Annotated in this window: 18 protein-coding genes and 1 tRNA gene; 10 read left to right on the plus strand and 9 right to left on the minus strand. The window is 57.9% G+C overall.

All coding sequences use genetic code 11. The annotated features are described in order from the left end of the window. Positions 1-466: 466 nt before the first annotated feature. Complete coding sequence (locus tag TGR7_RS08800; RefSeq protein WP_012638321.1) at positions 467-778, plus strand: Lpp/OprI family alanine-zipper lipoprotein; 312 nt, start codon at positions 467-469, stop codon at positions 776-778. A 506-nt stretch (positions 779-1284) separates the two neighbouring features. Here TGR7_RS08800 and TGR7_RS08805 read toward each other — a convergent pair. Both TGR7_RS08805 and uvrB read right to left on the minus strand, forming a co-directional pair. Beyond that, positions 1285-2559 carry a L,D-transpeptidase family protein gene (locus tag TGR7_RS08805; RefSeq protein ID WP_012638322.1) on the minus strand — a complete coding sequence of 425 codons (1275 nt, stop codon included), beginning with the start codon at positions 2557-2559 and terminating at the stop codon, positions 1285-1287. Beyond that, on the minus strand, positions 2556-4580 hold the full coding sequence (gene uvrB / locus TGR7_RS08810; protein WP_012638323.1) for an excinuclease ABC subunit UvrB: 2025 nt from the start codon (positions 4578-4580) through the stop codon (positions 2556-2558). Before uvrB ends, TGR7_RS08805 begins: the two co-directional genes overlap by 4 nt. A 122-nt stretch (positions 4581-4702) precedes the next feature. On the opposite strand from uvrB, the gene TGR7_RS08815 reads away from it, so the two are divergent. The 4 genes from TGR7_RS08815 to TGR7_RS08830 all read left to right on the plus strand — a co-directional run bounded on the left by TGR7_RS08815 (position 4703) and on the right by TGR7_RS08830 (position 8671). Beyond that, complete coding sequence (locus tag TGR7_RS08815) at positions 4703-5884, plus strand: pyridoxal phosphate-dependent aminotransferase (protein WP_012638324.1); 1182 nt, start codon at positions 4703-4705, stop codon at positions 5882-5884. 67 nt (positions 5885-5951) lie between these two features. Next, positions 5952-6027: transfer RNA gene (locus tag TGR7_RS08820), tRNA-Asn, on the plus strand. A gap of 187 nt (positions 6028-6214) precedes the next feature. After that, on the plus strand, positions 6215-7300 hold the full coding sequence (locus TGR7_RS08825; RefSeq protein WP_012638325.1) for a tyrosine-type recombinase/integrase: 1086 nt from the start codon (positions 6215-6217) through the stop codon (positions 7298-7300). A 615-nt stretch (positions 7301-7915) separates the two neighbouring features. Next, positions 7916-8671 (plus strand): integrase core domain-containing protein, encoded by a 756-nt coding sequence (locus TGR7_RS08830; RefSeq protein ID WP_012638326.1) that lies wholly within the window; start codon positions 7916-7918, stop codon positions 8669-8671. A gap of 397 nt (positions 8672-9068) precedes the next feature. On the opposite strand, the gene TGR7_RS08835 is transcribed toward TGR7_RS08830, so the two are convergent. Continuing rightward, positions 9069-11711: an AAA family ATPase gene (locus tag TGR7_RS08835; protein ID WP_012638327.1), complete on the minus strand. Its 2643-nt coding sequence runs from the start codon at positions 11709-11711 to the stop codon at positions 9069-9071. A gap of 3 nt (positions 11712-11714) precedes the next feature. Continuing rightward, positions 11715-12848, minus strand: coding sequence for a metallophosphoesterase family protein (locus tag TGR7_RS08840; RefSeq protein WP_012638328.1), 1134 nt, complete (start codon positions 12846-12848; stop codon positions 11715-11717). Between TGR7_RS08840 and TGR7_RS17445 the strand changes: the two genes are divergently transcribed. Next, the gene (locus tag TGR7_RS17445; protein WP_148211482.1) at positions 12841-13020 is read left to right on the plus strand and encodes a hypothetical protein; all 180 of its coding nucleotides are present in this window, start codon (positions 12841-12843) and stop codon (positions 13018-13020) included. The two genes, TGR7_RS08840 and TGR7_RS17445, sit on opposite strands and share 8 nt — an antisense overlap. A 212-nt stretch (positions 13021-13232) precedes the next feature. On the opposite strand, the gene TGR7_RS08845 is transcribed toward TGR7_RS17445, so the two are convergent. Both TGR7_RS08845 and TGR7_RS16775 read right to left on the minus strand, forming a co-directional pair. Continuing rightward, a complete protein-coding gene (locus TGR7_RS08845; RefSeq protein ID WP_148211483.1) occupies positions 13233-13562 on the minus strand; it encodes a hypothetical protein in 330 nt (109 codons plus the stop codon). 133 nt (positions 13563-13695) lie between these two features. After that, a complete protein-coding gene (locus TGR7_RS16775; RefSeq protein ID WP_012638329.1) occupies positions 13696-15663 on the minus strand; it encodes an AAA family ATPase in 1968 nt (655 codons plus the stop codon). Positions 15664-15949: 286 nt separating this feature from the next. Here TGR7_RS16775 and TGR7_RS08855 point away from each other — a divergent pair, with 286 nt between their 5' ends. From TGR7_RS08855 to TGR7_RS08865, 4 genes are all read left to right on the plus strand, one after another. Beyond that, on the plus strand, positions 15950-17041 hold the full coding sequence (locus tag TGR7_RS08855) for a helix-turn-helix transcriptional regulator (RefSeq protein ID WP_012638330.1): 1092 nt from the start codon (positions 15950-15952) through the stop codon (positions 17039-17041). Between the two features lie 94 nt (positions 17042-17135). Continuing rightward, positions 17136-17417, plus strand: coding sequence for a hypothetical protein (locus TGR7_RS17450; protein WP_012638331.1), 282 nt, complete (start codon positions 17136-17138; stop codon positions 17415-17417). Continuing rightward, positions 17414-18247 (plus strand): hypothetical protein, encoded by an 834-nt coding sequence (locus tag TGR7_RS08860; protein WP_041441381.1) that lies wholly within the window; start codon positions 17414-17416, stop codon positions 18245-18247. Before TGR7_RS17450 ends, TGR7_RS08860 begins: the two co-directional genes overlap by 4 nt. Positions 18248-18298: 51 nt before the next feature. Next, positions 18299-19003 (plus strand): PD-(D/E)XK nuclease family protein, encoded by a 705-nt coding sequence (locus tag TGR7_RS08865; RefSeq protein WP_012638333.1) that lies wholly within the window; start codon positions 18299-18301, stop codon positions 19001-19003. Positions 19004-19030: 27 nt separating this feature from the next. On the opposite strand, the gene TGR7_RS17455 is transcribed toward TGR7_RS08865, so the two are convergent. From TGR7_RS17455 to TGR7_RS08885, 3 genes are all read right to left on the minus strand, one after another. Beyond that, a complete protein-coding gene (locus TGR7_RS17455; protein WP_012638334.1) occupies positions 19031-19993 on the minus strand; it encodes a hypothetical protein in 963 nt (320 codons plus the stop codon). An 87-nt stretch (positions 19994-20080) separates the two neighbouring features. Further along, positions 20081-20734 (minus strand): NADAR family anti-phage protein, encoded by a 654-nt coding sequence (locus TGR7_RS08880; protein WP_012638335.1) that lies wholly within the window; start codon positions 20732-20734, stop codon positions 20081-20083. Positions 20735-20857: 123 nt separating this feature from the next. Next, positions 20858-22717, minus strand: coding sequence for a 3'-5' exonuclease (locus tag TGR7_RS08885; RefSeq protein WP_012638336.1), 1860 nt, complete (start codon positions 22715-22717; stop codon positions 20858-20860). Positions 22718-22750 lie beyond the last annotated feature (33 nt).

The following is a 22750-nucleotide window of genomic DNA, read 5'->3' on the forward strand; positions in this document are numbered from 1 at the left end:
CCGACCAGCCCGACCAACAGGCTCGCAGCGGCAAACCTGATCGCGGCTTGTGGATCACAGTGCCCCTGGATGCACTCTCCAAAAAAAATGGGGTGCGTGATGCACCCCAAAGCAGGAGGAGTTGAGACATGGCCAACAAGAGCGGAAGGTCCGTCAAGTTAGTCACGACTGGAGTAATGCATTGGGCGTGCCAAGAATTAATATCTCGATAAAACATGGAGTTATAAAATATGCTTCAGATCGGGGTGCGCCAGGGATGCACAAGGAGCGATAAAACTGCGCCGGCTTGGTGCATTGCGCAAAAGAGGACGCGGTTTCGTGCCGGATACAAACTGGGACGCGGGTCGTGTAAGCCGGCCTGAAGCCTGCTAAGATCACCGCAAGTCGGGGATTTACCGCATTTTATCGGCGGCCAGGTGGCCGCGTCTTCAACCCACCCATTGTTCATCAGTCCAGGGAGAGTTCGATGTCCACTAAATTGACCCGTTTGAGTGTTCTGTCCGGCCTGCTCCTGTCCGCCGCCCTGCTGGGTGGTTGTGCCACCACCTCGGATCTCGCCGAGGTTCGCACTACGGCCGATGAGGCCAAAGCCGCAGCCGCCCGTGCCCAGAGCGATGCCGCCCAGGCGCGCACCGCTGCCGACGCCGCCACCCGCACCGCCAACGAGGCCCGCAACCTGGCCGTCGAAGCGAACCGCAAGGCAGACGCGGCCCTGGAAGAGAACGCCCGTCTGAAGGAAAGCATGGAGCGCATGTACCAGCGCAGCCCTGCCAAGTAACTCGGATTGAAGTCATCGGACCGGCGAGCCAAGGCGACCCGGTCCGGTTTCTCATCGGCCTGCGTGTAACCGCCCGGAGGGCTTCATGCGCAGCCGACCCTGATAGCGCCCGATTTCGGGCGTTTTTTGTGGGCATTCAGTCAAAGGCTTGAAAGGCCTGGATCTCTCGCAAAGACGCGAAGGCGCGAAGAAATCTCTTGGGAGAGTTCTCCCCGTGGCTCCGTGTCTCCGTGAGAGAACACTGTCTTGTGGTCGTCCGGAAAAAAACCAATGTTCTCTCGCGGAGACGCTGGGACGCAGAGAAAATCTTTTCAAGACATGAGGTAATTTTTCTTGGCGCCTTCGCGTCTTGGCGAGAGGTCCAGGCCTTTTGGGTTATGTCCGTGTCACAGCTCAAAACAGGCCCTCTCACGGAGGCACGGGGCCACGGGGATCAAGCGATTGAAGAACTTGTTTCCCCCGCGTCTCCGCGAGAGAATGATCTTTCGCTTTTCAATAGACCGGGATTACTCGTCGGCCTCGCGCAGATTCAGCAGGTGTCCCTTGAGGCCCACGGCCTCCTCCAGCAGGGTGACCAGGGCCTTGGCGTCGTTGGCATTCTGCTCCGGTCCGACCAGCACACGGGTCATGGCCCGCTCGCCGGGGGCGTGGTCCTGCAGGTGGGCACTGAAGCCCGCCTCTTCCAGGCGCAGGGCCAGGCGCCGGGCATTGCCCGCATCGCCGAAACTGCCCAGCTGCACATACCAGCCCCGTTCGATCCCCGCCGCTTCAGTCACCCGGGCGCTCGGCGCCGGCGCGGGTGCCATGGCGGTCTGGATCTCCACCGGGACCGGGGCGTGTTCCTCGTCCGCCAAGGCCCTGGCGATGCCCACCGCCTCCGGTATGCCGGTGCGCGCGTTGGCGATGCGGGTCACGGCGGCCCAGTCCACCTCGGCCGGGCGAGCGCCGGTGGCCCGAACCACGGCACGTACCGCGGGGGTCAGGTTGTTGGGCTCCTGGAGCTCTTCCAGCACCGGGTGTGCCTCCAGGTACAGGGTGTCGCCGTCCCAGCCCGCCTTCACCGGTTCGTTGACGATATGCACCGGCGTACCCACCGGGATGCGCGAGAACAGGTGCTCGATGTCCGAGGGGGCCAGGCGGATACAGCCGTGGGTGGCGCGCATGCCGATGCCCTCGGGCCAGTTGGTGCCGTGGATCAGGTAGCTGGGGTTGCTCAGGCGCATGGCGAATTCGCCCAGCGGGTTGTCCGGTCCCGGCGGCACCACCGCCGGCAGGGACTCGCCCCGGGCGGCATAGGCCTGCCGGATGGAGGCCGGCGGCGTCCAGGTGGGCTGCTCGGTCTTCTGGATCACCCTGAGCGTGCCGAGCGGCGTGGACCAGTCCATGCGCCCGATGCTGATGGCATAGGTCATGATGTGGTCCTGGCCGGCGGTGTAGTCGTAGAGACGCATCTCCGGCAGGTTGATGACGATGCCCGAGCGGTGCTGCCGGGGCAGGATGTGCCGGCGCGGCAGGATCACCTCGGTGCCCTCCCCCGGGATCCAGGCGTCCACGCCGGGGTTGGCGTTGCGGATCGCGTGGTAGCCCAGGCCGTGGGCGCGGGCGATGTCGATCAGGGTGTCCTCGTAGCGGGAGCGCACCGTCTCCACGCTGCCCACCAGTTCCGAATCCGGGTTCAGGGCGCGCAGGGCCTGTTCGGCCGGGTCCGCGGCCAGGGTGCTACCCCCCCAGGTGACGGCCAGCAGCGCCGCCGTGATCAGCAGGGTTCTCATGATCTTCATCCGTTCGCGGTCTCCGGCATGCCCAGGGAGCCCTTGCGCAGGTGCTCGATGCGGTCGCGCAGGAGCGCGGCCTCCTCGAACTCCAGGTTGCGGGCATGCTCGTACATCTGGCTTTCCAGCCGGGCGATCTCCTTGACCGCCTTCTCCGGCGGCAGGCCGTAGGCAATCTCCTCCTCGGCCACCTTAGCGAAGCGCTTTGGCGAGGCCATCGAGCCACCCGCGTAGGCGCCTTCCATGATGTCGGCGATGCGTTTTTCCACGCTCCTGGGCGTGATGCCGTGCTCCAGGTTGTGGGCGATCTGCTTCTCCCGGCGTCGCTCGGTCTCCTCCATGGCCCGGGCCATGGAGCCGGTGATCCGGTCGGCATACAGGATGGCCTTGCCGTGCACGTTGCGGGCGGCGCGTCCGATGGTCTGGATCAGGGAACGGTCGGAACGCAGGAAGCCCTCCTTGTCCGCGTCCAGGATGGCCACCAGGGAGACCTCGGGCATGTCCAGGCCCTCGCGCAGCAGGTTGATGCCCACCAGCACGTCGAACTCCCCCAGGCGCAGGTCGCGGATGATCTCAACCCGCTCCACGGTATCGATGTCCGAGTGCAGGTAGCGCACACGCACGTCGTGCTCGTGCAGGTATTCGGTCAGGTCCTCGGCCATGCGCTTGGTCAGGGTGGTGATCAGCACCCGCTGGTTGACCGCCACCCGGGCGCGGATCTCCGAGAGCACGTCGTCCACCTGGTGGGTGGCCGGGCGCACCTCCACCTCCGGGTCCACCAGGCCGGTGGGGCGCACCACCTGCTCCACCACCTGGCCCGCGTGCTCCAGTTCGTAGGGCCCCGGGGTGGCGGAGACGTAGATGGCCTGGGGCGAGAGGGCCTCGAATTCCTCGAAGCGCAGGGGGCGGTTGTCCAGGGCCGAGGGCAGGCGGAAGCCGTATTCCACCAGGGTCTCCTTGCGGGAGCGGTCGCCCCGGTACATGCCGCCCAGCTGGGGGACGGTCACGTGGCTCTCGTCCACCACCAGCAGGGCGTCCTTGGGCAGGTAGTCGAAGAAGCACGGCGGGGGCTCGCCGGGCTTGCGGCCGGAGAGGTAGCGGGAGTAGTTCTCGATGCCCGAGCAGTAGCCCACCTCCAGCATCATCTCGATGTCGAAGATGGTGCGCTGCTCCAGGCGCTGGGCCTCCACCAGCTTCTCCACCGAGCGCAGCTGTTCCAGGCGCTCGCGCAGCTCCACCTTGATCTGCTCCACGGCGCCCAGGATGGTCTCCCGGGGGGTGACGTAGTGGGTCTTGGGGTAGACCGTGAGCCTGGCGACGCGCTTGAGGATCTCGCCGGTCAGCGGGTCGAAATAGGACAGCTGCTCGATCTCGTCGTCGAACAGCTCGATGCGCACCGCCTCGCGCTCGGATTCCGCCGGGTGGATATCGATCACCTCGCCGCGCACCCGGTAGGTGCCCCGGCGCAGCTCCATGTCGTTGCGGGTGTACTGCAGCTCCGCCAGGCGGCGCAGGATGTCCCGCTGGTCCACCCGGTCGCCGCGCTTCAGGTGCAGCACCATCTGCATGTAGGCGTTCACGTCCCCCAGGCCGTAGATGGCCGAGACGCTGGCCACGATGATGGCGTCGCGCCGCTCCAGCAGGGCCCGGGTGGCGGACAGGCGCATCTGCTCGATGTGATCGTTGATGGAGGCGTCCTTCTCGATGAAGGTGTCCGAGGCCGGCACGTAGGCCTCCGGCTGGTAGTAGTCGTAGTAGGAGACGAAGTACTCCACCGCGTTGTCCGGGAAGAACTCCTTCATCTCCCCGTACAGCTGCGCGGCCAGGGTCTTGTTGGGCGCCAGGATGATGGTGGGCCGCTGGGTGCGCTGGATGACGTTGGCGATGGTGAAGGTCTTGCCGGAGCCGGTCACGCCGAGCAGGACCTGGTGGGCGAGGCCGTCTTCCAGGCCTTCCACCAGCTTTTCGATGGCGGCGGGCTGGTCACCGGCCGGGGTGTAGCCGGTCTTGAGGGTAAATTGCTGGGTCATTGGGCTTATTTTAACCGACGTGATTGCGTATCATCTAAGGTGTTTTGCGCAGTCGCCCGGCGCCGGTCCCTGCGGCCCCGCCTGCGCGCGTTTCCAACCAACCAGACTCACCGGACACGACCTTGGACATCAAGCTTTCCGCCCGCGTTCAGCGCATCAAGCCCTCCCCCACCCTGGCAGTGACCGCCCTGGCCGCCCAGCTCAAGGCCCAGGGACGCGACATCATCGGCCTCGGCGCCGGTGAGCCGGACTTCGATACCCCGGAGCACATCAAGGAGGCGGCCATCGCCGCCCTGCACGCGGGCAAGACCAAGTACACCGCCGTGGACGGTACCCCGGGCCTGAAGCTGGCCATCATCGACAAGTTCGTGCGCGACAACGGCCACAGCTACGAGCCGGACCAGATCCTGGTCTCCTGCGGTGGCAAGCACAGCATCTTCAACCTGTTCGAGGCCCTGCTGGACGAGGGTGACGAGGTCATCATCCCCGCCCCCTACTGGGTCTCCTACCCGGACATGACCCTGTTGGCCGACGGCACGCCGGTGATCGTGCAGACCGACCAGGCCCAGGGCTTCAAGATGAGCCCCGAGCAGCTGGAGGCCGCCATCACCCCGCGCACCCGGCTACTGATGCTCAACAGCCCCTCCAACCCCACCGGTGTGGCCTACACCCGCGACGAGCTGCGCGCCCTTGCCGAAGTGCTGCTGCGTCATCCCCACGTGCTGGTGGCCACCGACGACATGTACGAGCACATCATGTTCCGGGGCCAGGCCTTCTGTAACATCCTGATGGCCTGCCCGGACCTCTACGAGCGCACCATCGTGCTCAACGGCGTCTCCAAGGCCTACTCCATGACCGGCTGGCGCATCGGCTATGCCGGCGGCCCGAAGAAGCTCATCGGCGCCATGAAGAAGATCCAGTCCCAGAGCACCTCCAACCCCACCTCCATCGCCCAGGCGGCGGCCGAGGCGGCGCTCAAGGGCGACCAGAGCTGCGTGTTCTCCATGCGCAATGCCTTCGAGCAACGCCACGCGTACCTGGTGGAGGCGCTGAACGCCATCCCCGGCGTCAACTGCCTGCCCTCCGATGGCACCTTCTACTGCCTGCCCAGCGTCAAGGACGCCATGGAAAAGCTCGGGCTGGACACCGACGCCGCCTTCTCCGAGCGCCTGCTGGACCACGGCGTCGCCCTGGTGCCCGGCTCCGCCTTCGGCGCCGACGGCCACGTGCGCATCTCGTTTGCCACCAGCATGGACAACCTCAAGCAGGCCGTGGCCCGCATCCGCCAGGCGGTGGAAGGCTGAGACCCCCGGGCCGGGCTCTGCCTTGACCCTGCCCGGCCGCTTCCTATAAGATGCGCCGCTTCACCATTCCCCGGTAGCTCAGTCGGTAGAGCGGGTGACTGTTAATCACTAGGTCGGCGGTTCGAGCCCGTCCCGGGGAGCCAAATAAAAGGTAGTAAAAACAAGGGGTTGCGCGAAAGCGCAGCCCCTTTTCTTTTGCTTTTCGCCCTGACAGGCCGGTTTTTCCCTCCCTTTTTAAATCAACAAGTTACGACTTAGTGCAACAAAAGTGCACGGAAGTGTACGATACGAGTGCACACAGATTGCACACGGCTGCACACGGAGGGGGGCATGGCGTCGATCCACAAACTACCGTCCGGGAAGTGGCGCGCACAGATCCGCCGGCGGGGTCAGTACCGGGCGGATACCTTTCTAACACGTGAGGCTGCCGCCCGCTGGGCGCGGGCAACCGAGGTGGCTCTCGAAAAAGGAGAGCTTGAGCCGGTGCCCGCCCAAGGGCCGACGGTCGAGGAACTGGCCCGCAGGTACATCGAGGAGTACGCCCGTCAGCATAAGCGGTCGTGGAAACGGGACCACGAGCATCTGGAGCGGGATGTCCTGCCTCGGCTGGGTGAAATGCTCGCTGGCTCTGTCACCCGGGGAGATATCCGGGAGATGCTGTCCGGTGTTGCAGCCCGCGGGGCTCCGGTGGCGGCTAACCGGGTGCTGGCGGTCTGCAAAAAGATGTGGAACTGGGCTCTGGATCATGAAGTCTCGGGGATCGAGACTAATCCCTGCCTGCGGATCAAACCCCCTGCCCCGACCCGCTCCAAGGAGCGGGTGCTCACCATGTCGGAAATCCGCACGCTGCTGGCGGCTCTGGATAGAGATGAGATGCCAGCGGGCTGCCGAGCGTGGCCGACCAGGGCGACGCGAGTCGCCATTCAATTGATCCTGCTCACCGGTCAGCGGCCCGGAGAGGTGGCAGGCATGGCGCTGACTGAGCTGGACAGACAGGATGGCTGGTGGACGATCCCCGGGGAGCGGGCAAAAAATGGCCGTGCTCACCGAGTGCCGATTTGTGCCGGGGCGAAGCGGCTGATTGATGAGGCTCTGGCGCTGAGGCTGGATCCAAAAAGCGCATATGTATTCCCCTCCCCTCGCAGATCAGGCGGGAGGCGGGACCGGGCGATTGCCGCCGAGGCAATTTCACGGGCGGTTACGAGGCTGAGGGAGCACGTCGGGATCCCACACTGGACCGCCCACGACCTTAGGCGCACGTGTGCATCACATCTTGCTGGCCTTGGGGTATCGCGGGAGGTCATCGCCAGGCTGCTCAATCACACGGATCGGTCTGTAACTTCGATCTATGAGAGGTACGGCTACGGTCCCGAGATGAGGCAAGCGCTAGATCGGTGGGAAGAGGCTCTCGCCTAGGTCATCAAGTGCATTATTTGCGCAGCGCCATGGTGAAACCTGCACAGTCATAGACCCGAGGTTCGTACGAATGAATGTGACGTTCGTACGAATGAATGTGACGTTCGTACGAATGAAACAGGGGTTTTGGGGAGGTACATGAGGAGTTAACGTTAATTAGTGTGACATTCGTACGAATGTTTGTGACATTCGTACGAATATTGAAGTCGGTACGTTCGTACGAACGTCGCAGTCCAAAGCATCTTGGCAATCGTGTATCAACACATCGGAGTGGCGCGACACATTTCTGGAGAGCGGTCTGTCGGGTCTCAAGCGGCGCAGCAGTGATCCCTGTGTTGAGGCCCTGGAGAGGCAGTGCAAGGCACTCCAGGCCAAGGTTGGCGAGCTGTTGATGGACAAGGAGTTGCTGGAGATGCGCATAGCCCGCCATGAGAGCGAACTCCCTTTTGCGAAGCGGAGATCGATGCCATAAGCCGAGCTTATTCGGTCTCCGCACGACGTCCCTACGGCAAGGCTCGGGTGTGTCGGATGTGGGGTGTATCCCGATCGACGGTGTATGCCCGCCAGGCGACAGCTTGCAGATCGGGCAGGCGTCAGCGACCTGGACGTCCTCTGGTGGTGTCGGATGAGACGCTGTTGGTGCGGGTGCGCGAGGTGATCCGGGAGGTCGAGGCGCTGGGTTTTACCGGCGAGGGCTACCGCAAGCTCTGGGCAAGGCTGAAACTTAAGGGTGTCGTCGTTTGTCGTGAGCGGCTGCGTCGGCTGCTGCGCGAGCATGGGCTGCAGGCCCCACATCGACAGGGCACGGCTCGGGGTCCGCAGGTCCATGATGGCACCATCATCCCCGAGGCCCCCAACCGGATGTGGGGGACGGATGCGGCCCTGGCGCTGACCGATGAGGGTACGGCGACCGTGTTCGTGGTCGTCGATCATTTTGTCGGTGATGTGGTCGGTTTGCATGCTGCCCGACCGGGGACCCGCTTCGAAGCACTGGAGCCGATTTATCAGGGCATTCGGGAGCACTTTGGCTGTCTTGAGCAGGGGATCGCCACTGGGCTGGTCCTCCGCCACGACAACGGGCCGCAGTACATCAGCAGCCATTTCCAGAACGAGCTTAGGTTTCTTGGGCTGGAGTCCAGCCCCAGCTTTGTGCGAGCCCCGCAGGGGAACGGGAGCGCCGAGCGCTTTATCCGCACCCTCAAGGAGCAGTTGCTTTGGGTCCGGCGATTCGAGAGTGTCGAGGAGCTCAGGCGAGAGCTGCTGGCATTCAAGGAGCGGTACAACCAGCATTGGCTGCTCCAGCGTCATGGTCATCGGACACCGGCACAGGTGCGTGCAGCGTACCGGCCGAGCCGGGCAATGGCGGCGTGAAATTAGTGCATGTGAGTGTCCAGAATTTTAGGGGCTTTACACTGGCAACTTTTCTTAGAGGTCGGAAGGCGCAGGAAAATGTTGCCAGAAAATACAACAAAAATTGTAAAATCTGGCAACTAGCGAAATACCACTATAAAAAATAATGGAAATGTTGCCAGAAAATACAATAAAAATTGCAAAATCTGGCAACAAAACGTCTACTTAAAATCAGGCAAAACGTTAACCCATAAGACCTAATGGTACCTGTGGCCAAAAACCAAATATCATGCCCGGCTCGGCGAGCTTTTCAACAGCCTGTTAATGCACAGAATCTGTGTTTGCATCTGAGTAGCATGGAAGCCGTAAAAACCCTCGTGGGGTTACTTCAAGCCCTGGATTTCCGGCACATTGCTGCTTAACTGAGTATTACTCTCGGCGCCCCTAGTGACAGATAGTCCCCTGGCCTGCATGTCAGCAGCAGGATCTGGTAGTGCTGCGCCGCCTGGGAAAGGATCAGCTTCATGCGTTCGAAGCGCTCCTGGTCTGAGTACACCAGGGCATCGTCCAGGATCACCATGGCGGGCTTTCCCTGCTCCACAAGCAGTTGAGCGAATGCCAGCCGGGTCAGGATCGCGAGCTGCTCACGTGTGCCTACACTGAGGCTTGAGAAAGGCTCCTTGAGGCCATCCCGGTCAAGAAACGCGATATCAAGGTCATCCCCGAGCACGAGGCGATGGTCCGGAAATAAACGCCTGAGCAGTGGGGCCACGCGTTCCGAGATCGGCTGGAGGAAGTGATCACGGGCCTCCCCTTCTGCCTCAGAAAGGACCTGGTGTAGAAGTGAGATGGCACCAGCTTGTCTGTCGAGCGCTTCCGCACGCAAGCGAGTGGCATCCAGCCTTCCTTGCAGCTCCTGGCGTTTTTCACCCAGCCCCATGTGTCCCTGTCCCCGGAGTTCCCCGCGCAGCTCGGTGATTCTGGAATTGATCTGATTGTGCTGCTTCGTGAAGTTCTCAATTGCACGTTCCGCAGTCGCAAGGTCTGACCTGACCGCCTCGGGATCCGCCTGTTCGAGGGCTGTTTTAGCCTTCTCGTGTGCCTCTTGGGCAGTAAGCAGGGTTTGCTCAGACGCATGAACCTTGTCGTGCAGTGACTCGTCGGGATGGTCAGAACGCGCTGACTGTAGGTCCCTGGTCAATCGATCGGCATCAGCCTGGTTGGCTTTCAGCGCCGCCTGGGCCTCGGCCAGTACACTCAGGATCCCTTCTCGCTGCTTACGCCCTTCATCAAGGAGAGATCTGGCCTCCATCTCCTCACCTTCTGCGAGTCCCAGCTTTTCCTCTACCTCCCGTAATGCCCGGTCATCTACGGCACGCTGTTCGTCACCATGATCACCGAGTTGCTCACGAATGGCAGAGAGGCGGACTTCAAGCACGTCTATTCGCTCCCTGTGGGGATCAAGGCCATCTGGGGCGACCGCGCTTAGCCTGACCAGCTCGGTAGCAAGGCGGCTCTTGAGTTCCTGCTCTCGCCTCTCACGCTCCTCTGCTTCCGTGAGGCTCGCAACACTGAGCGTCTCGAGAGACTCTGAAAGCTCGCGTTCCAGCCTGTCCAACTCAGCCAGGATCCCGCTGACATTCGCTCCACCTGGCGTGATGGTGAGCCTGCCCAGTTGCCCTAGGTTCAGGGTCTCCTGCTTGTAGATCTCGACCCGGGCATTTGGATCAAGGGTTTGACCCCCCATTTCCGCGGATCCATTCAGATCAAGGGCGAGGGTCGTGGCCAGTGCACTCCGCTTTGCCCGGGCATGATCAATCTGACTGGATAAGGTCCTCAGTCTGTCGAGAGATTCCTTAGGTAGCTCAACAGAGGCGATGCGTCTTTTGGTATCCCGGATCTCTGCCTCCGCATCCTGGCCCTTCTGAAGCTGAGCCCGGAGTGATTCCAGCTGCACCTCGATATCCTTGGCATTACGCAGAGATTGCATCAGCCTCAGTACGCTTCTGGCGTCCTGCACTGCAGTTTGTGCGTGCTCAGAATGCCCCTGCCGCTCGGCCACCTGAGAATCCAGGACTTCCAGCTCACGCGCGATTCGCGCAGTCGTTTCACGATGCTTTTCAAGGCTCTTCGCGTTGTCCTCGAGGGATTGAATCAGGCGCTGCCTGACATCCCATTGCTGCCGTGCTTGCTCGGCCTCGACTGCGGCGACCTTAAGTGCCTGCCCGGTTTGGTTGAACGTCTGCTCCAGGGATTCGAGCCCCTTCGCCGCATCACGGGCGACCTGCAGACGTTCCTGCAGATCCGCCATCCTGTCAGGATTAAACGGGCCTGAGAGTTCGAGATCGAGCTTTACGAGCTCGTCAAGCTTGTGGTCGAAGTCGCTCAATTGGCCGTCAATATTGCTTAGTTCCACCTCAACGAAGGCGACATCGTCATGCACCTGCTTGAGTTCGCCCTTTGGGCGTCCGGTTGGGGTGTAATAGCGGTCATAGGAGTCCTTGACACTGCTGATCAGCATCTCGCTTTCAGGGCCTCCCAATACATCGCCCACCTGGGCTTCCAGGGCGGTACGCAAAGTCCGCTGACCTGACTCGTTGACGGGGATCGGCTGGAATGCACTGCCCTGCTGGACAAAAAGCATGCCCCAGATGCCCTGATGCTCCGGCTTGCTTGCCCCCCGCGCAGGAGAGGAATGACCCAGTAACTCCCTGAGCTGGTCCTCCGCAGCCTGCCCAGAGAAACTCCCGGTTGGCGTGGTCAGTTCCGCCGTCGGCTTCTGGCAGAAACCCTTCTCGATTCGATACAGACCCCCATTGAGCGAGAACTCCACGGAGACCTCGGGACGGACCGAGGACTCATAGGGTTGAAAACTCTCCGCGACCTCACCCGTCAGACTGTGTTTCTCGAACAGGGCCGCACGAACGGCCTCGAGCAATGTCGACTTCCCTTCCTCGTTATCCCCGGCAATGATGGTCAGTCCGTCTTCCAACCCCTCGATGCGTACTGGACCCTTCAGCTTTCGGAAGTGACTGACTTCTATGGATTTGATAACGAGCACGGATCAGCCCCTTCCGGTCAGGGTCATGTATTCCACATACAGACGCTGCAACGCAGCACCCGCCTGGGCTGACTTCCCGGGATCCGGATCCTTGGCCATGTCGCGCAACCGCTCGATGGCCCGGCTCACAAAACCGCTCGCGCCCATCCTGTCCAGATCTTCTTCGCTGGGGGACACCAGTACCCCTGAGTCCGATGCGCGCAGGTAACGCAGTCTTGCACGCCAGGTATCCAGAAGCGCCTGCAACTCACCGTGCCCAGCAAGGTCCAGCGCCCCTCGAAGATCGAGCCTCAAGACGTGACGCTCAAAGGGCTGCCCCAGGGCAGCCAGATCCGCTTCCAGCAGTTTGATGTCATCCGAACCGTGGACCTCGTGACTCTTGTGAGACCATTGGTAGTGGGTGGTCTGGACCTTTTCAACACGTGGCGTGGCCCCCGGCCCATCAATCTCGACAAGCAGCACGTTCCCCGAGTCGTTATCGCGGAATCCGTCGGTTTCGTGGGTGCCTGCATACCAGGTCCGGTTGGCGATCTCGAGCGTGCCATGCCAATCCCCTAGGGCCAGGTACTCAAGCCCGGATTCATCGGCCCGACGGTCCGAGATGGGATTATGGAGCTCGGCAGAATCGGGAAGGCGGTTCTCGACGCTGCCATGGGCCAATCCGACTCGAACCGCCCCTTCCGGGCTCTCCATGGCAGTGAAACCTTCGGTGAGATCCCGAGCCTCATGACGCCGGGTAAGCGGTGCTGGCAGTACCGCGAGCTTGCGATCCTTGAGGATGACAGGCTCGAAATCCAGAAGAAGGCGCACATTACCAGGCAAGCCGATGCGGCTGAGTCGCGTCCAGGCACTCTCCTGGAGCGCCGCATCATGGTTGCCTGGGAGCAGTAGCCAGGGACCCGGATACCCGGACAGTGCGTCCATGGTCCGTCTCAGGGTTTCGTCAGAGACCGTGTTCATCTCGAAGACGTCCCCCGCCACAAGCACGGCATCCACCTCACGGCCCCTGGCGAGTTCGGCAATACGTTTCACCGATTCCAGTCGCTGTGTCCGGATCAGCGCTCCCGCATCACCTTCGATCCATGAAAACTGCTTGCCGATCTGCCAGTCGGCCGTATGTAAGAGACGGATGCTCACCGATCACCCCTTCGATTTCTTATTTATCATTATGTTGCGCTTTATGCGCGTTGATTTTGTGCTGAATCATCGTGGCCTCATCCTCGGTAAACACACCCAGCTCCTCCATGAGATCCAGGCTGAGTTCAGCACAACCAAGGGAAAGGCAATGACTGCAAGTGTCGCCATCTGAACCCGGGGGAACAAGCACCCAGCGCTTGGCGCACCAGTTGCAGGGTACTATTCCATATGGCCTCAAAGCACGCGTTAGATCCTGGAGATTGACCCGGAGCACCTGGGACGCCTGAAAGTCATCAGGGTCGTTCCGTTCAACCAAAAGATCACCCACTGTTTTGAACACCTCGTCATCAGCAGTAGGCCCTGAGCCGCCCTTGCCAGTGACACTCATTCCCTGAACTCTACAATGACCATGTATTGCTCAAACCAGACATCGAGGACCGCATGGACCTGTCGCCAAAGGTCTTCTGACCAGTGGAATGTTCGCTCATCAACGCTCAACGTCATCACACCCTGATGCTGGCGGAAGTACCCAATGTTCAACTGCCGATATAACTCGAGACAGGAGTATCGGTCTGCGAATACATGAAGATGATCCACATTCCCTTCACTGTAGGTCAACGCCACTCGATCCCAGGCCGTGAAGGCGGATTTCCTGATGAGTCTGACCGAAGCTGTCATTTGTTCACCCTCATTACGAGCCTGCGTTTTATTCATGAATGTTATTATTTTGACAGCACAATCTGGATTCACATGTAATAATTCGAATCCACATCGGATCATGTAATTGATGCTTGGCTCTCGGTCGATTTGAATGCGCTTTTTCCGAGACCGGTACTCCATCGGCACATCAAAGATGCGCAGAGAACCCGATCCCCCTACCCTTGTTTTCAGCCTTCTTCGAGGACTCCTGCTCCAATGCAGCACAGAGCGACTGGGGAGAGAGCTCGAGCCCAGTGATTCGCAGACGGCGTATCACTGCATGGAAGTCCCCGGGTGTGAGCGAATCCAGTCTTCCCAGCCTGCGCTCGATGAGCGAGTTAGTTTCACAAGCCTCTGATCCCAACTGATTGAGCACCTGGCAGAACAGTTTTCGCACCTGGCTGGCACTCATGCATTCAAACCGCACCTTGACATCAAATCGGCGCATTGCTGCTTCATCCAGAAGACTCATGGCATTGGTGCATGCAATCAGGACACCCTTGAAGGCCTCGATCTGAACGAGCAGCTCATTGACCTGGGTGATCTCCCAGCTTCTGTGCGCCGCAGCCCTGGTCATGAGAAAACTGTCGACCTCATCGAGCAGGAGAACGGCACCTTCCTGTTCCGCCTCTTCGAAAACCGCGGCCAGGTTTTTCTCTGTACCACCGAGAAACTTGTCCAGGAGGTCAGAGGGCTTGCGTACGATCAGTGGTTTTTCGAGGGACTTGGCCAGATGCCGAGCAAGCTCCGTCTTCCCGGTACCCGGTGCCCCGTAAAACAGAATTCGTGCATCCTGCATGTCCGAAATACCCCGAGTCAGCGTAGTCGGGTCCACGTCGATGTTGATCACCTCCGGGTCATAGCTGATGACGGACTCTTTATCAGGGACCGTGGGTGCCTGATACCCCATGGCCTTGAGCACATTGCCGGTCAAACGCTTGTAAAGTTGCGCGGCTCCCGCCTCACCCGGATTAATTGCCTGGATTACGCGCACCGACTTCTCGATCAGGCCTGGGGTCAGGTGTGGGCTGTCCGGAACCCGGCCGATCCATCCGTTCGTCTCGATACCTTTTTCAGCGAGGAACTTGTTCAAGATCCGTTTGCGCATCGATTGACTTGGTTTCGGGATCTCAAGAACAAGGTCGAACCTGCGCAGATAGGCAAGGTCCAGATGATCGATATTGTTTCCTACCCAAAATGCGGGTCTCTTATTGGTCTCGAGTAGCCGGTTGATCCACGACTTTCGTCCCTTGGTTCGCATCCTCCTCGGACGCATCGAATCGAAAAAATCGGGTTGTGGAAAAACATCTTCCATCTCGTCAAAAAGAATCGCAGTATCAGATTTATTCTCAAGCAGCTTCTGACTGAAGAGGTAAGCCGAGAGCCGCTCTGCGGGAGCATAGACACCACCCTCTTTGTCCTGATCGGGCACCTCAAACAGGTCAATTCTCAGGGTGTTGCATATACAGCGCACAATCTGTGTTTTACCAACCCCGGGTGCTCCATAAAGCAGAATATTCACGCCCGAGAGTCCATCACGGACTGCAGCCGACAGATACTCGCTCACGAGATCAAAACTGTCTGCATGCTCGGCGAAATCCTCCCGCACGAGGACTGACTCGGGCGCTCTATTGAGAAAAGTGTCCAGGACATCCAGCGAAGAGCTATGCGCGACGGATAACTTGTCGACCAGTTGCCCTGGTACGTTGAACTTTCTTTCCAGGGAGACCGGGTGCCCATCTGATTCGAGTAAGCCCGCGTTAATGAGAATCCCGTCAGACGACAGGGCGTTCTCGATTGCCTGGAGAGGCCTATTCAGAATCACACTGAGAATTGAACAGGCACTTGCCATGTCCAGATTTTGGGGAGTGAGCTCAAGCGCGTCATTGAGCATTCTGGAGTATTTACAGAGAATGAAAAATTCCAGTACTTCGCGCTCTGCTGCGTTAATGCCAAGCACTTCGACCAGTAGATCAATACCAAATCCAAGCGCGGTGGACTCTGGCACGAAGTCCAACTCCGCATCGAACAGTATGCTTTTCAATGCGGACAGGGTGATCTTCCCTGATTCGTCATTATCCATCTCCTCAACCAGATGTGGCGCGACGAAGTCCATGATAAATCGCAGATTAACTCCGTATGACCTTCCACCCATCTGAAATCCATTCAAGTTTACAAGTATACGCAGGATCCATAGGCGGATCTGGGCGCGATACTGATCTTCAAGTGGCCCCTGACGGTACTTTCTGTGGCGAACCCTTTTACCCGATACCTTCATGTATACCCCCCGACCAAGTCTTCATTGCCCCGTCCTGCAACGGGACCTTATAGTAAGGGTCGCATGCGACACGCAATGTCGCATAAGGGGTTCAAGCTCTCGGCTTCGAGGACAGGGGGAAAGAATGGCAAAGAGAAAGAAAGAGAATTACGAATTTGCCGAATTTCTGCGGATGTGGCATCTCCTTTCTACCCTGGAGACAGCACCAAGATTCAAGACCGTCCGCGACTTGAGCACGGCACTCGAGGCAGAGGGGTTGGAGGTCACGGATCGAACAATTCAGAGAATACTGAAGTTTTTCGAAATGCAGTTTGGGCTTGTTGGACGAAAGCGCACCACGGATCGCGGGCATCCCTACGAGTGGGCATGGCCCAGCGAGACGGGGCGCCCGACCATTGGCAACATGGACCCGGCAACAGCCATCACCTACGAAATGGCCGGTCAGTTGGCCAGCGCTGTCCTGCCCAGATCCGTACTCGCCACCATGGAGCCTGATTTCCGGCGTGCACGGATGGTCCTCTTGCAAAGCGGCGGCAAGGCACAGGCGTTATCGAGAAAGATTCGCATTCTCCCCCGCAGTGGCAGCCGATTACCTGCCGAAATCGCCCCACAGGTGCTCACTGGGATTCATGACGCCCTGATGCGCAATCGCAAGGCATTGATCACCTATCGGCCCGTCTCGACTCGCTCAAAGTCAGGAAAAATATGCGAGATATCCCCCCTGGGCATCGTGAGCCGATTTGATACGTTGTATCTGATTCATGTGATTGACGAAGTAGGGAACGACATAGACAAGGAGAAGGTTATGGCCTGGCCAATGCATAGGTTCACAGCCGTCCGGGTCATAGAAGGAGATGTCGCGCGTGCGCCAGAGGGTTTTGATCTGGACAAGTACATTCGTTCACCTGACTTTCTGGGCGCCCCGCCGGTCGACTCTCTCAGGGAGATTGGTGCCACCTTCAAGCTCAAGATCCTGGCAAAGCCCCACACTGCCAAATACATTCAGGAAAGGCCGTTCGGTGATGATCAGATGGTCAAAAAGACCCGCGACGGTCGGGTCAGAATCGAGGCCACAGTGAACAACACCCGAGATCTGCTCACGCAACTCCATGATTTCGCGGATGATATCGAGGTGCTCTCACCCAAGGAATACAGAGCCTATTTCAAGGAACTCTCCACCAAGCTCTCAAAGATTTATTCCTCGCATTATCAATGACATAAAGGACCGACTAAGCGCGCTCTTTTGCGACATTTGGCGTCGCCGTCATGCCTGATAATACCCCTGTTCCAGACAAGACGGGGGTCAGTAGATGGATCAGGAGAAAAACGATCATCAGGTCAGACAATGGGTCTCTGCACTGCTTTGGTTACAGTACAAAGGTTCACGATGGGTCAAGACAGAATCAGGTAAATACATAACTGTTCGGTTCGATAAGGAACAAAGAAAGGAGTGGTTCGACAAAATTCCAGAGGAATATCGCAAAATCGTCAGATCAGTAGCTATCAAGGAAAAGAAACGTTTTACTGAACTACAGAAAAAGACTGGTAAGAAGTACTGCGATTTCATGATCAAAGAGAAAATTCAGTTGTGAGTACACACACGAACAGTTTTACGGGTAAGGAACTCGAGGGTAACACCGCCAGGGAGTTGGCGGTGTTACCCGGTGTTCTTCATCTGAATTACTGCTCAATCACCCTGTCGGCAGCGCAGGCGCTTGCCTCATCCAGTGCCGAGACAATTGAGTTCACAGAACTGCCACTGATGAACGATGCATGTGTGAGTCTCGTATTAGAGATGGCAGAACATGTAAAGCTGTCGATCGGGAGAATTTGGGGTGCATCCGAATATCTCGGACGAATGGAGCGCATGAACCTAATATTGCTATCCAGGTATGCAGAGAGTGTGAACCTCGAAGGGATATCAGATTTAAGTCACCAAGAAGCTGATGTACTGAGTGCATTTCAGGGCCACCAGCTATTGCTACATCTGGACCGGCTGGATGAAGTGACAGCTGCCCACCTGTCCAGGGTGCGAACAGAGTTGCTGATGCTTGAGGTCCCTCGTCTGTGTGATGACGCTGCCACCGCGCTATCCAGATCCCTCGCCAGTGAGGAGCTGCAGATCAGCGTCAGCGAGGATTCGGTCTCCGTAAAGGCTGCTGACGAACTGTCACAATATGGTGGGCATGCTCTCTCTATAGAACTGGGGATTGAACCCAGCCCTGATATCTTAAGGATGCTCGCCCAATTCACCGGGCATTTACGTATCACGGTTCCCAGACTGACAGCAGAAGCCGCTATGGCGGTTGGGAATTCAAATGGGACGCTCGAGCTGCACTGCGAAACACCCACGCCGGATATCAGACAGATCCTACTGAATTCCAAGCGTGAAATAACCAATCTTGATGAACTGACCGGCTGAGCCGAGTAAATGTTTCAAAGCATGAGCGACAGGATAACCGAGGAGAGAGCAATGGACCTATCCAGAACCGCGATTGAGCAATACCTGCGTTGCCCCCAGTGCTTCTACATGGAGCGTCGTCGTGGGGTCAAGTCATTGAAGATGGTCCCGCTCACCCTGGCGGTGGCGACAGATGCCCTGCTCAAGAACGAGTTCGATGCGGTACGACCCACCGGGGCAATGCATCCTTTGTGGGAGCGCGAGGGGCTCAATGTCAGGGCCTGCAATCACGAACAGATGGATTCCTGGCGCAGCAATCGACACGGCGTCCGGGTGCAGCGATCAGATGGTGCCGTAGTCTTCGGTGCGGTTGATGACATCTGGGAAGATCGAGAGACCGGAGAGCTCCACGTTGTGGACTACAAGTCCACCTCCAAGAAAGGCGTTCCCGATATTGACTCGGGATTCGGGGATTCCTACAAGCGCCAGGCAGAGATCTATCAGTGGCTGCTGCGCCAGTCGGGATTCACTATCAGCCCTGTGGCCTATTTCCTATATGTGAATGGCAGCAAGGAAGGTGGCTTCTACGATGAGGGCCTTCAGGGCCGCATGCGCTTTGAGACAACGCTGATACCCTACGAAGGGGATGACAGCTGGGTCGGACAGGCTGTGGACGAGGCCATTGAGTGCCTGGAGCAGGATCTTGTTCCTGATGCGGGTTCTGAGTGTGATGTTTGCCGTTATCTTCGGGAACGCACGAATGCAGTGTTGACATGATATCTGGCTTTATACTTTGACTTACAATCAAAAACAGCCCACATCGAACCCCATCATGAATAGCGCGGCCTCAAAAGCATGCATTTTTGATCTCATCGAGCCATCCGTGACTTCTTCGTCAAATAACGATCTATTCTGTTGATCCGCCTCACAGATGATCGCTTCCAACAACCAACCCAGTCTGATTTTGCACGAGGACCAAGTCTTTGCCTTTGCAATCTCATCTACCGGCATCAGCCCACCACCAACTACAGGCTGATAAACATCACGCATTCCCTGCACCTCCCGATCGTATTTTCTTATATATTTTCCATTTTCCCTTTTCGACCTACGCTCGGTTGCTTTAAAATCAAGGGACTTTGGCATTTCTTTCCAACTCATCTCTTGATGAACGCGGTACACTTCAATAAGAGATGAAATAGCTGCTGCAACACGCGAATCATAAATTGGTAGCCCATCACGTGAATTAAGGGCATGAACCTTTGTCAGCATCGCATTCATTTTGCCAACATATTCAAGAATATTGGTATCTGCACATTCAAGATGGAATAAATCCCTTGTCTTCTTTAGATATATAGGAAGATCCTCCTTGTTCTCTAAAAAAGGAATCGCTCCGACATTTGAGTTTCTATCACCACCCCATTTAACAATCTGACGACAAGCCTCCAAGGCGCCATCTTGGTTTCCATTGTCAACCTCTTCTCGTAGCCAGACACCAAGACCCTCGAGTGCTTTGCGTGTTGATGTCCAATCCTGCGTAACCAGTTTTTTCCCATCTCTATCAACCAGCTCGGATCTCCATTGATACGCATGAACGACTGCATTCACTCCGACAAACCTACCGGAGACTCCCGGACCTTTCCTTCCATCTGCCATCCCTGTTCCTGAACGTGATACGCGGAGATTGATTTCAATACTATTCAAATTGTAGACAGCCCAACTTATGAATCCTTTGACATCCCTATCTTCGTTAAATTGTTGTTTATTCATTTTCCATAAACCTCTAACAGCCTTAATTTGTGAGTATATCGAAGCATTCCAAACCGCTGCTAGTGATAAGCATGCGTCCTCATTTTTCTAAAAGAGACAAGGCTGTCGTTGTTCATGATGGCCTATCAAACCATCCTCAGGAATAGCCTTAATCGACTCACCAAACAGCATGAAGTTTTTAATTTCTAACGGAGCAACCATCTTAAGCCGCTCTTCATCATCGTTTCTGTACAGCTCCCGAAGCTCCATCAACAACCTGCCCAGCACATTCTGCCCGACCAGGATCTCACCATCATCATCGATCACCTTTGCACCCCAGAAAGCGTCCTTCTTCGACTGCTCCACGATTTCCTTGTCTTTTGTCACCAGAAGCCACCGACCAAACTCCTTGTAGTTCTGCGCCAGCTTCACACGAAGACACCACCGCATTACGCCAACTCGCACTTGATCCCAGTCTGGACGTGAATCCTTCCGATGGGGTTTGCTTTTCATCTTTGCGGCTATTGGGCTTTTTTGATCGATGATGACCCTCTGAACTTCAGGGAGGTGCGGGAATCGACAGGCTTGATAGAGCGCTTCCGACGTGAGAATCCGTACACAATTAACCCGAAGGGGATATCCAGATGCCATATTTGACAGAGCACCGAAGGTCTCTTTGGTTTTGTAAAACACCGCCGATTCCTTTCGATGGTAGGTGCGAACTTCACTGTCCAGCTCATCAAGCGAAATTTCATAGCTCATTGATCATACCTCCCGAGTGAATGAATCAAGCGCCCCAACCTTTGGGCTGAGGAACCGCTGATTATCAGACACATATACGACACCATGCGTCGCATTAATCCTTGTCCTTCCTTTCAGAAGCGTTCATCGGGATTGATTTCCTATGAGTTGCTTAACGAACTCGGACTCTTGGCTTGCGGTCAGCAGAAGCTTGTCCGTTGAACGGGTCATGGCCACATAGAGCAATTTCGCATCCGAGGCAGGATCGTCGTACTGACCCGGCAGACCCCCTATCCCTGGAATGACTACAACCGGGAACTCCAGACCCTTGCTGCTGTGCATCGTCATGACCTTGACGCTATCCCGGGCCGGGTCAAAGGCCTTCTTCTCGACGGACTCCACGAGACTATCAACGGGTATACCCGATGCGCCCAATCCCTTTGTAAGCTGCTTGGCAAGATTGCGGGAGTGGCAGGTGACAGCCATATCTCGCCAGAGGACACCTTCACGGTTGAGCCGTGACAGCGTGTGTGCGATGTAGCGGATCTCTTCATCGAGAGATGAACACAGCTTCAGATACGGCGGTGGCCCATGGCGACCAGCCGCCTGGGGTTCGACCAGTGGCACATGGTCCTCGTCAGAGTCCGTCGGGTTCAGGTAATGCTTGGCGAATCGGTAGGCAAAATCGAGGATTTCATTGGTGTTGCGATAGTTGAGCTTCAGGATCGTGGTACGGCCACGGGCCTGTATACCGACGCTGGAGAGGCTGAAATCAAGTGCCCTGTTCTTCTTGTAGATGGACTGGGCATCATCGTAGAGCAGCAGCAGGGACCCCTCGTCGGGATCGACCATCTGAACGACCAGCCTGAGCCAGTCGGCATCGAAATCATGGCCCTCGTCGATCATCAGGGCGCCGTATTGTCCACGTGGGATCTGCCCCTTGTCAGTGGCCTCGATCACCCTGGCAACCAGTTCTTCCAGGTAACGATCACCCGGTGCGGGTCGCTGCACGTGGTAGCGCTTGAGCTGCTCACCGCACCAGTCGTGGAAGTGGTAAACGTGGACCCGATCGTTGATGGCCTGCGCCTCCATCATGCCGCGCAACCGGGCTGCCAGGGTGATATTGAAACAGATGACGAGGATGGGCTTGTGCAGAAGGCGGGCCAGGTAGAGGCAGCGGTACCCTAGAATCAGCGTCTTGCCAGAGCCCGCCACACCATGGATGACCCGATGCCCCTGGCCGAGACTCCGGGCCAGCTGCTCCTGCTGCATGTCCATCACTTTGATCAGGTCAGGAATCAGTTCGTCAGCTGAGTTGCCTTCCTCGCCCCCTGCCCCATCAGCAGGTGTCTCGTCGAACAACCCCGCCTGACCGTCCCCGATCCGGATCTCAGGAAAGATATGCCAGCGCACCCGGTCGATCTGTGGAAGGCTCATCTGGCGCGCAAAGCTGACATTGAACATATCCCAGAGACGCTTCTGGAACTCCTCCGGATCAGTGCTCTCCATCATCTCGTCACGGCAGATCACCTGGTGCTCTGGCATGACCTCAGCCATGCCACTGCTATTGAACTGCTCGCGGCTGATCTGGGTCAGGACCACACCATAGCCATAAGGAAAGCAGAGCTTGCCCTGATAGCGTCCAGAGGGGTTGACCAGCTGCGGATCGCTTTCAAGACGGTTGACCAGCTGGTAAGCGCACTGGCGCACCTGTTCCAGGGGATTGCTGGCGGTCTTCAACCCATTGGGCGTCAGCAGGGTTACGCTGCTTCTATCAAGGCTGTGGATGGTCTCCATCTTCCAGTCCTTGACCTCGAGCAACAGAAGACCACGGGCGGGATGCAGGACAATGAAGTCCGAATATCGTTGCCGCCGTCCCACTGGCATCTCGTACCAGCAGAGATAGTCATCTTCCAGATGACTCTCGAGACGACGCGCAAAACGCTTCTCACCGGCCTGCATGCGACCAAGGCAACTGTTGAGTGATGGAATCAACGTTGCCATGGATGCTCACCACACAATGTCATAGCCATGTCA

The organism is Thioalkalivibrio sulfidiphilus HL-EbGr7 (assembly GCF_000021985.1).
GTDB lineage: Bacteria > Pseudomonadota > Gammaproteobacteria > Ectothiorhodospirales > Ectothiorhodospiraceae > Thioalkalivibrio_A > Thioalkalivibrio_A sulfidiphilus.

Coding starts and splice junctions, on each gene's coding strand:
- TGR7_RS08825 (WP_012638325.1), top strand. CDS start 6,215: ATGGCGTCGATCCACAAACTACCGTCCGGGAAGTGGCGCGCACAGATC.
- TGR7_RS16775 (WP_012638329.1), bottom strand. CDS start 15,663: ATGGACTTCGTCGCGCCACATCTGGTTGAGGAGATGGATAATGACGAA.
- uvrB (WP_012638323.1), bottom strand. CDS start 4,580: ATGACCCAGCAATTTACCCTCAAGACCGGCTACACCCCGGCCGGTGAC.
- TGR7_RS08805 (WP_012638322.1), bottom strand. CDS start 2,559: ATGAAGATCATGAGAACCCTGCTGATCACGGCGGCGCTGCTGGCCGTC.
- TGR7_RS08865 (WP_012638333.1), top strand. CDS start 18,299: ATGGACCTATCCAGAACCGCGATTGAGCAATACCTGCGTTGCCCCCAG.
- TGR7_RS08800 (WP_012638321.1), top strand. CDS start 467: ATGTCCACTAAATTGACCCGTTTGAGTGTTCTGTCCGGCCTGCTCCTG.
- TGR7_RS08855 (WP_012638330.1), top strand. CDS start 15,950: ATGGCAAAGAGAAAGAAAGAGAATTACGAATTTGCCGAATTTCTGCGG.
- TGR7_RS08885 (WP_012638336.1), bottom strand. CDS start 22,717: ATGGCAACGTTGATTCCATCACTCAACAGTTGCCTTGGTCGCATGCAG.
- TGR7_RS17445 (WP_148211482.1), top strand. CDS start 12,841: ATGCTCACCGATCACCCCTTCGATTTCTTATTTATCATTATGTTGCGC.
- TGR7_RS17450 (WP_012638331.1), top strand. CDS start 17,136: ATGGATCAGGAGAAAAACGATCATCAGGTCAGACAATGGGTCTCTGCA.
- TGR7_RS08845 (WP_148211483.1), bottom strand. CDS start 13,562: ATGAATAAAACGCAGGCTCGTAATGAGGGTGAACAAATGACAGCTTCG.
- TGR7_RS08880 (WP_012638335.1), bottom strand. CDS start 20,734: ATGAGCTATGAAATTTCGCTTGATGAGCTGGACAGTGAAGTTCGCACC.
- TGR7_RS17455 (WP_012638334.1), bottom strand. CDS start 19,993: ATGAATAAACAACAATTTAACGAAGATAGGGATGTCAAAGGATTCATA.